The sequence below is a fragment of the Pseudomonas sp. Root569 genome (genome assembly GCF_001427465.1).
Classification (GTDB): domain Bacteria; phylum Pseudomonadota; class Gammaproteobacteria; order Pseudomonadales; family Pseudomonadaceae; genus Aquipseudomonas; species Aquipseudomonas synxantha.
The window spans coordinates 389,425-401,212 of record NZ_LMGQ01000012.1; the positions used below are offsets into that span (position 1 = coordinate 389,425).

General features: G+C 62.5%; 9 protein-coding genes. All 9 read right to left on the bottom strand.

Features of this window, described 5'->3' with window-relative positions:
- Positions 1 to 2 precede the first annotated feature (2 nt).
- Positions 3 to 1,421 carry an aldehyde dehydrogenase family protein gene (locus ASD70_RS13440; protein ID WP_056846696.1) on the bottom strand — a complete coding sequence of 473 codons (1,419 nt, stop codon included), beginning with the start codon at positions 1,419 to 1,421 and terminating at the stop codon, positions 3 to 5.
- Positions 1,422 to 1,435: 14 nt separating this feature from the next.
- Positions 1,436 to 2,761 carry an aminotransferase class III-fold pyridoxal phosphate-dependent enzyme gene (locus ASD70_RS13445; protein WP_056846697.1) on the bottom strand — a complete coding sequence of 442 codons (1,326 nt, stop codon included), beginning with the start codon at positions 2,759 to 2,761 and terminating at the stop codon, positions 1,436 to 1,438.
- Complete coding sequence (locus ASD70_RS13450; RefSeq protein ID WP_056846698.1) at positions 2,758 to 4,275, bottom strand: serine hydrolase domain-containing protein; 1,518 nt, start codon at positions 4,273 to 4,275, stop codon at positions 2,758 to 2,760. The genes ASD70_RS13445 and ASD70_RS13450 overlap by 4 nt, the downstream gene beginning before the upstream one ends.
- 66 nt (positions 4,276 to 4,341) lie before the next feature.
- A complete protein-coding gene (locus ASD70_RS13455) occupies positions 4,342 to 5,622 on the bottom strand; it encodes an OprD family porin (protein WP_056846699.1) in 1,281 nt (426 codons plus the stop codon).
- Positions 5,623 to 5,751: 129 nt separating this feature from the next.
- Positions 5,752 to 7,383: an ABC transporter ATP-binding protein gene (locus ASD70_RS13460; protein ID WP_056846700.1), complete on the bottom strand. Its 1,632-nt coding sequence runs from the start codon at positions 7,381 to 7,383 to the stop codon at positions 5,752 to 5,754.
- A gap of 2 nt (positions 7,384 to 7,385) precedes the next feature.
- A complete protein-coding gene (locus ASD70_RS13465; protein ID WP_046068846.1) occupies positions 7,386 to 8,255 on the bottom strand; it encodes an ABC transporter permease in 870 nt (289 codons plus the stop codon).
- A complete protein-coding gene (locus ASD70_RS13470; RefSeq protein ID WP_046068847.1) occupies positions 8,252 to 9,193 on the bottom strand; it encodes an ABC transporter permease in 942 nt (313 codons plus the stop codon). Before ASD70_RS13470 ends, ASD70_RS13465 begins: the two co-directional genes overlap by 4 nt.
- 11 nt (positions 9,194 to 9,204) lie before the next feature.
- Entirely contained in the window at positions 9,205 to 10,773 is a 1,569-nt protein-coding gene (locus ASD70_RS13475) for an ABC transporter substrate-binding protein (RefSeq protein ID WP_056846701.1), read from the bottom strand.
- 126 nt (positions 10,774 to 10,899) lie between these two features.
- A complete protein-coding gene (locus ASD70_RS13480) occupies positions 10,900 to 11,766 on the bottom strand; it encodes a hydrolase (RefSeq protein ID WP_046068848.1) in 867 nt (288 codons plus the stop codon).
- Positions 11,767 to 11,788 lie beyond the last annotated feature (22 nt).

Genomic DNA, 11,788 nt, shown 5'->3' on the forward strand with positions numbered 1-11,788 from the left:
CGTTAATACCCAAACAATGACTTGTTCTCCAGGTATTCTTCAAACCCCAACTCGCCCCACTCCCGCCCATTACCCGACTGCTTGTAGCCTCCAAACGGCGCTGCCTGGTCGGCCCGGGCGCCGTTGAGATGGACCATGCCGGTGCGCAATTGCCGCGCAACCCTACGGCTGCGTTCAAGACTGGCCGAGGTGACGTAGCCTGACAAGCCATAAGGGCTGTCGTTCGCGATGGCTATCGCCTCGGCTTCGCTGTCGTACGGTATGATCGCCAGGACCGGGCCGAAGATTTCTTCCCGCGCCACGAGCATGTCCGGGGTGACGTCGGCAAATACCGTAGGTTGCACGTAGTACCCGCGCTCAATCCCCCGTGGTCGTCCCAGTCCTCCGGCGATCAATCGCGAACCCTCGGCGATGGCCTGAACGATCATGGCCTGAACCCGTTCAAATTGCAGGGCGTTCGCCACAGGGCCGATGGCGCAGGTCGGCTGACTGTCGTCGAAACATACCTGCGCCAGCACTTCCCGGACGATATCAATCACAGCCTGTTGCTGCGCGCGCGGTACTAGCAAGCGCGTCGGCGCATTGCACGACTGGCCGCTGTTACGGATGCACGCCTGTAACCCGTGACGCACCGCGCTAGGCAGATAGGCGTCGTCGAGCAGAATATTCGCGGATTTGCCGCCCAGCTCCTGGGACACACGCTTGACTGTATCGGCCGCCGCCTTGGCCACTGCGATGCCGGCGCGGGTCGAGCCGGTAAACGACACCATATCCACCTCGGCATGGCTGGCCAGCGCAGCGCCAACCACCGGCCCATTACCGTTGACCAGGTTGAACACCCCCTTCGGCACCCCGGCCTCATGCAGGATTTGCGCGACGATATGCGCCGACAACGGCGCACACTCACTTGGCTTGAGTACGACGGTGCAGCCCACCGCCAGGGCGGGTGCGAGCTTGCAGGTGAGTTGATTGAGTGGCCAGTTCCAAGGGGTAATCAGGGCGCACACGCCGATAGGCTCACGCGCCACTAGCGTCTGGCCCATGCGGCGTTCGAAGCGGTAATCGCGTAGCACTTCCAGCGCCTGCACCAGATGGCCCAGGCCTGCCGGCACATGTGCACTGCGGGCCAGGGACAGCGGCGCGCCCATTTCCAGGTGAACCGCTTCGACCAGCGCTTCGCTGTAGAGTTTGTAGGCCTGGATAATGCGTTGCAGCAGGTCGACACGCGCCTCAAGCGAACTTGCTGCGAACCCGGCAAACGCTTGCCTGGCCGCGCCGACTGCGCGGTCCACATCGTGGCTGTCGCCAAGGGTGATGCGCGCAACCACCTGCTCGGTGGACGGATTTACCACGGGCTCAATGGCCGTGCCGTGAGGCTTGACCCAGGCACCGTCAATGTAGAACTCAAACAGATCCGACATACCTTGGACTCCCTTCAGGCGACGTGTTTCAGGGCAGTCGCCAGGGTTTCGAACACCTGGGCGATCTCCTGCGGGCTGATGACCAGCGGCGGCGAAATCACAATGGTGTCACCCGAGCCGCGCACCAGCACGCCGTTGTCGAAGCACCACTGCGCAACCTCGCTGCCACGCGCGCCGGGGAAACCTGGGCGCGGCTCGAGCTCCACCGCACAGAGCAAACCGATCGCGCGAACGTCCAGCACCGCGCCGATGCCTTGCAGCGCGAGTGCGGTCGACTGCCACAGCCCACTCACCGCGTTGACGTGCTGGTTGATGCCCAATTCACGATGCACCTCCAGGGTCGCCAACCCGGCCGCACACGCCAATGGGTGCGCGGAATAGGTGTAGCCGTGCATCAGTTCGATGACATTCTGCGGCCCGGCCATGAACGCTTCATACACCGCGCCACTGACCAGCACGCCGCCCATGGGCACGGCGCCGTTGGTCAGGCCCTTGGCGGTGGTGATCAGGTCCGGCAGCACGCCGAAGGCTTGCGCGGCAAAGGGCGCGCCGACGCGGCCAAAACCGGTGATTACCTCGTCGAAAATCAACAGCACGCCGTGCCGTGTGCAAATCTCGCGCAAGCGTTGCAAATAGCCTTGGGGCGGCGCATAAACCCCGCCGGAGCCGGTCACCGGCTCGACAATCACCGCGGCCACGGTGCTCGGGTCCTGGATATCCAGCAGTTGTGTCAGCGCATCAGCGTAACTGGCGCCCTGCTGCGGCTGCCCAACGCTGAAACGCATGCCCGCGTCATAGGGCAATGGCAGGTGCGAGACCTCCCCCAGCAGCGGGCCAAAGTCACGTTTCTGGCGACCGATACCGGATACCGACAGCCCACCGAAGCCCATGCCATGGTAGCCTTTGGCACGCCCGATAAATTTGGTCCGACGGCAATCACCACGCGCCTGGTGATACGCCCGCGCGATCTTCAACGCAGTATCCACCGCTTCAGATCCGGAGTTGGTGAAGAACACCTGCTCCATACCGGCGGGGCTGATGTCGATCAGGCGCTCGGCCATTTCCAGGGCCTGGGGATGGCTCATCTTGAACGACGAGACAAAGTCCAGGCGCCCCGCCGCTTCGCGAATGGCTTCGACTATTTTCGGCTGGCCATGCCCGGCGTTCACGCACCACAGCCCCGCCATTGCGTCGAGTACGCGGCGCCCATCGGTGGTGGTGTAGTGCATACCGTCGGCGCTGGCGAACATCATCGGTTGTTGCTGGAACTGGCGCATCGGGGTAAATGGCGCCCAGAACGCGCCGCGCGCGGAAACAGAAGGGTTGGAAAAATCGTTCATGGCGACTCCTGCAAAGCGATGGTTGGATGGCCGGCCAGCGTCGGGCGCTGCAACGGGCCTGCGTTTACGTTGACGCTGCGGTCCACGTACAAGGTGCCGTGTTCGATACGGCAGGTGACCCGATCACAAAACGCCGTCTCGACAAACTGCCAGGTCATGCTCAACACCCGGTCTTCGGTCCAGCGCGCCTGCGCCACCACGGGGGTGAGTTCCGGCTGGTATTGGTGATGCAGATAGTGGCCGGTCATGCTGGTCTGGGTTTCGATGCCGGCGCTCAACCCGGCACGGATGCAATGGGTGCCACGGGGGTCGGTGAGGTAAAAGTCACAATACTCAGGCCCGAACTCCAGGCGCACTTCGCTGACCTGGTCTTCGTTGGCCTGCATGGCAAACGTAGTGCTGAATTCAGCCTGGCGCGGCGAGCTCGCGGCGCCAGACATGACTGGCCGTTGTTGATGGACCAGCAGCGCCGCCAGCGCGGCATCCGCCGAGCCTTCACTGGGTACGTCCAGCGCCGGCAAAAGATGCTCCCAGAGCAGGCTGTGCAAGCGCCGCTCGCCCAGGGCGAGTCCCGCGGTAAACGCAATCACCGCGTTATGGCGCGGTAGCACAATGCACTGCTGGCCAAACACGCCGGAGGCGTAATACCCACCGTGCAGGGTCATCCACCACTGGTAGCCGTAGCCTTCGCGGCGCGTGACAGCCGCGCCGCTCGACTCGTCGCGACTCAGGTAGCGCTTGCCATCGAAGGCGCCCATCCATACATCATCGACGTGCCCACGGGTCGCTTCGGCCACCCATTCTCGGGACAGCAATTGCTGCCCCTGCCAATTGCCGTGTTGCAAGTGCAACACGCCGAATTTGAGCAAGTCTTCGGTGCGGCAACTGAGGCCATTGCCACCGGTGTTGAAACCGCCAGGAGCCAGGTCCCACTCGATGGGGCCCATGCCCATGGGTTGGAAGATACGTGCGTTGCACAGCTCGAACGCCGTCTGGCCACTGACTACGCTGACAATCGCCGAGAGCATGAAGCTCGACGCACTGCTATAGATAAACCGGTGCCCTGGCGGGTCTTCGACCGGCTCATTGAGGAATAACCGCACCCAACTGTCACTGCGCCCGCGCCAGGCGCCACCAGAAATGCCCTGGCGATGGCCGGTGCGCATGGTCAGCAAATCCCGCACGGTCATGGCCGCCAGGTTGGCGCTGATGGATGCCGGGCAATCGGCGGCAAAAAAATCCACCACCTTGGCGTCCAGCGACAGCACGCCGTCATCCACCAACAGCCCGACGGCCATGGACACCCAGCTTTTTGTCGCCGAATGCTGGACATGCAGGCGTTCGGCGCAATAAGGCGCCCAAAACGCTTCGGCTACCACCGCGCCATCGCGGTACAGCATGAAGCTGTGCAACTCCAGGTCCGCAGCGTTCACCGCTTCGATGAAATCACTTACGCCACGCGCCGATACGCGTTGTTGACTGGGCAGTGCCCGCCGCAACAGCAAACTCGTCATCTGATCTATCCCCTCTTTCCACTGCTTGGGCGTGCAACAGGCTGTTCCTGCTGCACGCCATTACCGCTACCAGAGCGCCACGGTGTAGCCCAGGATCACTCTGTTTTCGTTGGTGTCACGGGCGAAGTTGCTCGTCGCGCTGGCGTTCTGCCAACGCAGCGAGACATCCTTGAACGTGCCGCTCTGCACCACATAGCCGAGGCTCAAGTCCCTCTCCCACTCGCGTCCTTCGCCGTTGAAGCCGATGACCTTGGCGTTGTCGCCCTTGGCATAACGCGTCGAGAACAGCAGGCCCGGAATGCCCAGCGAGGCGAAGTCATAGTCATAGCGGGCATGCCACACGCGCTCGCCGGTTTGGGAGAAGTTGGCCAGTTGATACTCGGTGAACAGGTAGGTGTTGGTGCCGTCCACATAGGTGAACGGCGTCGAGCCGTACTGTTCCTGGTAACCGCCGCTGAGGTTGTGGCCGTAGAGGCCATAGCCGATGCGCGTACTCAACGCCCGGTTATCCACCTTGCCGGCCAGGCCTGCAGCGTCTTCACTGGCGCTGAAATAGCGGATATCGGTCTTGAACGTGCCCGGGCCCAACTTAAAGCTGTTTTTCAAGCCCAGGTAATGCTGTTGGTACAGGCTTTCCAGTTGCGCGAACTGGTAGGTCACAAAGGTCGTCGGCGTGAGTGCGTACTCGCCGCCGGCGTAGCGGAACTCATCGCTCTTAGCGCTGCTTTTGTAGGCGCCGTACTGGCTGGTAAGCCCCATATCCTCGTAGTGGGTTGAGTCGCGCTGCTTGACCTGGTCCAGTTGGCCGGCGGTCAGTGTCAGCTTGTCGATGTCCTTGGAGGTCACTGCGGTACCGCTGAAACTCTGCGGGAACAGGCGGCTCAGGTTCGGCTGCAGCGTCGGCAGGTCAGGCACCATGTAACCCACGCGCAACTCGCTTTTGGCCAGGCGCGCTTTGCCGGTGAGGCCCAGTTTTGAGTAGTTGTCATGGGCGCGGCGGGCGTAGCTGGGGGAGCCTGGCTCGGCCATGCTGGAGCGTGCCAGCAGCCCGGTGCCGGAGTTGTCCGGGCTCGAATCGAGCTTGATGCCCAACATACCCACCGCGTCCAGGCCAAAACCCACGGTACCGTCGGTAAAGCCCGACTCGAGTTTGAGGATAAAACCCTGCGCCCATTCGGCACGTTTGTTCTGCCCGCTGGACTCGCGGTAGTCGCGGTTGAAGTAGTAGTTCTTCAACTCCAGCGCCGCTTTGCTGTCGGCGACGAAGTCGGCCTGGGCAAACAAGGGCATGAAACCGGCGCCCATGACGCTGGCACTAGCGACAACTTTGTTGATGCGGTTATTCATGTGTAGGTTCCTGGCAGACAGGTTGAGTGGGGTTGTTTTTGTTTTCTTCGGCCATGGCTTCGCCCGCTTCGCAAATCGTCGATTTGCGAAGGGCTGGGTTTAATGCCGTGGCCTGGGGTGCAGCAGTACCTAAATCACACTGGCACGGAGGCGATAGCTGCCGTCCGCACGTTTCTCCAAGGGGCTGGCCGCGGCGAGTAGCCGACGGGTGTAAGGGTGTTGTGGGGCGTCGAAAATCGCGTCACGCGGGCCCATTTCGACCACCTCGCCCTGGTTCATCACCGCCACACGGTGGGCGATGCGTTCCACCGCTGAGAGATCGTGGGAAATGAACAGGCAGGCAAAGCCGTATTGGCGTTGCAAGCGCTCGAACAGTTCGAGGATCTGCTTCTGGATGGTCATGTCCAGTGCCGAAATCGGCTCGTCGGCAATCACCAGCTTGGGCCGGCGCACCAACGCCCGGCCAATCGCCACGCGCTGGCGCTGACCACCGGAGAGTTGATGGGCAAAACGCTCGCGAAACTGTTCGGGCAGGCCCACGTCGACCAGGGTGTCGGTGACCCGCTGGCGCTTTTGCGCGGCCGTCAGGGCGGGTTCATGGCGCAGCGGTTCGGCGAGGATCTGGCCGACAGTCATGCGCGGGTCGAGGGACGAATACGGGTCCTGGAAGATCATCTGGCATTGCAGGCGATGTACCCGGTTGGCGGCTTTGAGGATATCCACGCCTTGGAACAGGATCGCCCCGGCACAGGGGTTGACCAAGCCGACGACCGCACGCCCGAGGGTGGTCTTGCCCGAACCGCTGCCTCCAACCAGGGCCAGGGTCTCGCCCGGCGCGATACTCAGGCTCACCGAGTGCACCACGCGCTTGGGCACGCTGCGCCCCCAGAAGCTGCGCGGCCCCGGGTGTTCGATACACACATCCCGGACCTGCAACAACGCGCTGTCGGCCGCCGGCACTGGCACCAGTTCCCCGCGCCGCGGCAGCGCTTCGAGCAATTGCCGGGTGTATTCGGCCTTGGGCGCAAAGAGGATGTCTTCGATACGGCCCTGCTCTACCGCCTTGCCCGAGCGCATCACCACCACTTTGTGGGCATAACGCGCCACCAGGGACAGGTCGTGGCTGATAAACAGAATCGCGGTGCCCTGCTCGCGAGTCAGTTCCAGCATCAACTCGATCACATCCAGTTGCGCCAGGCAATCCAGGGCCGTGGTGGGTTCGTCGGCAATCAGCAGCGCCGGGCGCAGCAGCATCACCGAGGCCAGCATGATGCGTTGGCGCATGCCACCGGAGAATTGGTGCGGGTAGGATGCCAGGCACTTTTCGGCGTCCTTGATGCCGATGCGTTGCAGCATGGCGATGCAGCGCTCATGGATCGTCGCCGCATCCAGCGTGGTATGCAGTTTGAGTGCCTCGCTCATCTGCCGGCCGATGGTCAGCGCGGGGTTGAGCGAGACCATCGGCTCCTGGAACACCATGCCGATCCGTGCGCCACGCACTTCACGCATGGCCTTGGCATTGCTGCTGTCCAGGGCCTGGCCCTGAAAGATGATGCGCCCACCGCACACCTGCATCGGTGCTGGCAGCAAGCCAATGGCAGCGCGCGCGGCCATGGTCTTGCCGCTGCCCGACTCGCCCACCAGTGCGACGATCTCGCCGGGGGCCATGGTGAAGCTGAAGTCATCGACGGCCAGCGGACCGTCCACGCCGACGCGAATCTGTAGATTTTCAACGGCCAACAAAGGCGCGGGTACGCTCATGCTCATTTCCTCATGCGCGGGTCGAGACGATCACGCAAGGCATCGCCGAACAGATTGATAGCAAGCAACGTCAGGCTGATAAAGATGCCCGGGAAGATCCCCAGCCACGGCGCGTTCGAGATATAGGTGCGGCTCGCCGAGAGCATGCTGCCCCAGGTCGCGGCCGGTGGTGGCACGCCAAGGCCGAGGAAGCTCAGCGCGCTCTCCGAGAGTAACGCCCAGCCGAACATGCTGGTGGCCAGCACACACAACGGCGCGAGGCAGTTGGGCGTGATGTGGCGGAACATGGTGTACAGCTCGGAGTTGCCGATCACCCGCGACGCCTCGATAAACTCCAGCTCACGCAATGACAGCACACTGCCGCGCACCACCCGCACCACCGAAGGCGTGTAGGCAATGCCCAGGGCGAGCACGATGCCGTACTGGCTGGCCCCGACAATCGCCATGATGCCCAGGGCCATGAGGATGCCGGGGAACGCGAGCAGCGCATCGTTGAGCATCATCAGGATGCGGTCGGTCCAGCCGCGCAGGTAACCGGCGAGCATGCCGATCAGCGTGCCGCAAACCACCGCCACACTCACCGACAGCAGGCTGATCCACAGGCTGGTGCGCGCGCCGATGATCAAGCGGCTGAACACATCCCGGCCAAATTCATCGGTGCCCAGCCAGTGCACGGCATTCGGTGCGTGCAGGCGCGAGAGCAGGTCGAGCTTGAGCGGGTCGTATGGCGTCCACACCACGCCGAGCAAGGCCAATAACACCAGGGCTGCGAGCAAGCCGCCGCCAATCAGCGCATTCAGCGGCGGGTAGCGTCGGCGTCGACGCGGCGGGATCGCCGCTACGCCGGGCAAGGCAGGCGTCTTCAAGTTCATAGCTTCACCCTTGGATCGAACAGCGGATACAGCAGATCCACCAACAGGTTGACCAACACATAGATGCAGGTGATCAGCAACAGACAGCCCTGCAACACCGGGTAGTCGCGGGAGAAGATCGCGTCGACCATCAGCCGGCCGATACCGGGCAAGGTGAACACGGTTTCCAGCACCGCAATGCCGCCGAGCAGGTTGCCGAGGATCAGGCCGATCAGCGTCCAGGTCGGTGCGAAGGCATTGCGCAGGGCGTGTTTCCACAGCACCGCGCCCTCCGACAAGCCCTTGGCCCGGGCATGGGCGATGTATTCCAGGCGCAACACTTCAATGGTGCTGGCCCGTGCCATTCGGGCGATGGCGCCGAACTCAACCAGAGTCAGGGTCACGATTGGCAGTACCACATAAGTCAGCGCTTTCATCGGGTCGCTGCCAAAGCCGACGTAGCCGATCACCGGCAGCCAGCCCAGCTGGATACCGAACACGTAGAGCAGCAACAAGCCCAACCAGAAGCTCGGCACCGACAGCAACAGCGTCGCCGTCACCACCAGGCCCAGGTCCATCGCGCTGTTTTGCTTCCAGGCCGCGAGCAGACCCACCGGCACCGCCAGCAGGGTTGCCAACAGCACCGCCACCAGCACCACCGTGGCGCTGACGCTGAAGCGTTCCACCAGCAAATCCAAAACCGGCTGGCGGCTGCTGATGGACACCCCGAGGTCGCCACTGAGCACCGACTTTATCCAGATCAGGTACTGGGTCACCACCGAGTGGTCCAGCCCCAGGCTGCTGCGCATATCGGCCAGGCTTTGCGGGTCGGCCATGTCGCCGAGCATCAGCAAGGCCGGGTCGCCGGGGATCAGGCGGATCAAGGCAAACACAATCACCGAGATCAGCAACAGGGTCGGCACCGCCATGCCGAGCCTGTGTGAGATGAATCGAAACATAGCGCTACGCCTTACTTGGAAGTGTCGGCCAGCTTCACGCCCCACAGGCGCGGCTTGGCAACAGGCCAGGAACGATAACCCTCGACACGCTTACCCATGGCGCCGATGGCAGTGCCGTTATAGATGACCACCATCGGTACATCCTTGAGCATCAGCCTGTGCAGTTGGTCGAACAGGGGCCGGCGCTTGGCGGGATCCACTTCGCGCTGGGCCTCACGCAGGATCGCCAGGGCCTCGGGGTTGTCCCAGACTTTGCGCGGTTCCTTGTCCTTGTCGCCGATCACCGATTCGTAGCTTTGAGCCGCATCGAAACGTCCCGAATAGGAGAACGACATCATCTGGTAGCTACCGGTCTGGTAACGCTCCAACTGTGTGCCCCACTCCAGGGTTTCCATCTCGATGTTCAGCCCTGCCGCCTGGGTCATGGCCTGGCTGAGCAAACCCATGTCGAACATCTGCGGGTAGCGTTTGTTGACCAGCATGCGGATTTTTTCACCGCGGTAGCCGGCCTCCTTCAACAGGCGCCGGGCCTCGTCGAGGTTGTAGGTATAACCCTGGTGCGCGGTGCTGTCGTAGTACGGACTCGCAGTGGGAATGATGGAGTTGTTGACCATCGACAAGCCGTCGGACAACGCCGCGACCATCTGCGAGTAATCCAGGGATAACGCCACCGCACGGCGGATGCGCACATCCTTGAGCAACGGGTCGCGGGTCTGGAAAAGCAGGCCGCTGATGGTCATGATCGGGCTGACCTGGACCTGCAGATTCTTCACCTGCTTGAGTTGCGCAGCGTCCATCGCCGTGACATCCGGCAGCAGGTCCACGCCACCCGACAGCAACGCGGCCTTGGCCGAGGCGGAATCGGGGATCACTTCAAACCGCAGCTTGTCGACAAACGCCTGCTTGTTGCCGGTGTAGCCGTCCGCCGTGGCCTCGGCCCGTGAGCTGTAGTCCTTGAAACGCTCCAGCTCGACGTACTGGCCCTTCTGCCATTTGCCCAGGGTGAACGGCCCGGTGCCAATCGGTGCGCGCCAACTGCCATCGGCAGCCAGGGAGTCCGGGTGCAGGATGCCGCTGCCGGCACAATCCGGTCGAGCCATGGCGGCGAGGAACAAGCCGTTGGCCTGGTCCAGGGTGAACACCACGGTGTTTGCGTTGGGGGCGGCGACATCGACGATCTTGGCCGCACCGCGCCCATCGAACTCCGCCAGGCAACGCCACTGGGTCTTGGGGTCGAGGTAACGCTGCCAAGTCCATTGCACGTCCTTGGCGGTCAGCAACTGGCCATTCTGGAAGTGCACGCCGTCGCGCAGGGTAAAGGTGTAGCGCAGGCCATCCGGCGACACGGCGACCGCACTGGCGAGCATCGGCGCGACGCTGGTGTCTTCGCGGTACGCCACAAGGCCTTCGACGATATGCATCATTACCGCATCGGTATTGTCATCACGGTTGACGCCCGGGTCGGTGCTGCGGATATCACCGTTGAGGCCAACGCTGATGACCTTGTCTTGGGCGACGGCCATGGAAAACGTGCACGCCGATAGCGCAACGGCCAGTGCCGTCTTTACGTAATTGTTCACGGGAGAAAGACTCCTTGAAGGAATGTTCCGGCCGTTGGCGTGGGCCAAGGCAGGACCGGCATCAGAATGAGTGAATCCTTGGTTATTGTTATACGGTCTGTTCTGAGTGCAGCGTGCAGCGGTGAATCAGCCCAGGCTGCGCTTGTGGCGCAACACCTTGGCGAAAAAATCCTGGGCCGCCGGCATGGCCTTGATGCCCTGGTGCGCGACGTTGGGCAGCAGGTCAAAGTGCACCTGCACACCGGCGGCCTCGAAGCTGGCCTTCAAGGTAGCCAGACGTTCCGGTCGCGTACGCCCGGCAGCGTTGGCACCGGCCATGTAGTGCTTGCCGCCTTCACGGTGGGTAATTTCCCAGGTTTCGAGGTCTGAATCCCCCACCACCATATGCACGGGCAATCGCCGCAAAGCTGGCAGGTTCAACGGTTTGCCAAAGCGTGTGGCAAAGTCCCGCACGCCGACCCACCAGTCCTGATCGGCATCGAGCAGGGTCACCGAACCCGGTGCGCCGATGGACGCCGCCCAGAGTTTTTCGGGATGCAGGTAGCAGAAGCGATGGGTGAATTGCCCACCACCGGAATAGCCGAACAGTGCAAAGGTATCGAAGCTGCGACCGTAGCGCTTGCCAACGCTGGCGATCATGTCGAGCAACACTTGGTCGTAACGGATATCGCCTTCGACCATCTGCTTGTAGCCATCACCATTGCCGTCGCCCAACACGCCGACCGGGAACAGCGGCGACAGGATCACACAATCGTTCCAGCGGCCAAATTCCGCGAAACCATTGCGATAAATCTCCATTGCGCGGGTCGAGCCGTGCAGCGAAACCACCAGGTCTACCGGCCGGGTGCGGTCCTCGATGCTTTCAGGCACGTAAAGGGTGTAGGCAAACCGGCTGTCCTCATAGTGGGAGTACACGGTGGTGGCGCCGAGGTGATACACGTTTTTTGCCGCACGTAATGCTGCGCTTTCAGGGCTGATATCTGGATTGCTCATTTGGAAAGTTCGCCGAGTCAGT

Bases quoted from the DNA above. Each gene is read 5' to 3' on its own strand.
- ASD70_RS13440 (WP_056846696.1), bottom strand. From the start codon at position 1,421: ATGTCGGATCTGTTTGAGTTCTACATTGACGGTGCCTGGGTCAAGCCT.
- ASD70_RS13445 (WP_056846697.1), bottom strand. From the start codon at position 2,761: ATGAACGATTTTTCCAACCCTTCTGTTTCCGCGCGCGGCGCGTTCTGG.
- ASD70_RS13450 (WP_056846698.1), bottom strand. From the start codon at position 4,275: ATGACGAGTTTGCTGTTGCGGCGGGCACTGCCCAGTCAACAACGCGTA.
- ASD70_RS13455 (WP_056846699.1), bottom strand. From the start codon at position 5,622: ATGAATAACCGCATCAACAAAGTTGTCGCTAGTGCCAGCGTCATGGGC.
- ASD70_RS13460 (WP_056846700.1), bottom strand. From the start codon at position 7,383: ATGAGCGTACCCGCGCCTTTGTTGGCCGTTGAAAATCTACAGATTCGC.
- ASD70_RS13465 (WP_046068846.1), bottom strand. From the start codon at position 8,255: ATGAACTTGAAGACGCCTGCCTTGCCCGGCGTAGCGGCGATCCCGCCG.
- ASD70_RS13470 (WP_046068847.1), bottom strand. From the start codon at position 9,193: ATGTTTCGATTCATCTCACACAGGCTCGGCATGGCGGTGCCGACCCTG.
- ASD70_RS13480 (WP_046068848.1), bottom strand. From the start codon at position 11,766: ATGAGCAATCCAGATATCAGCCCTGAAAGCGCAGCATTACGTGCGGCA.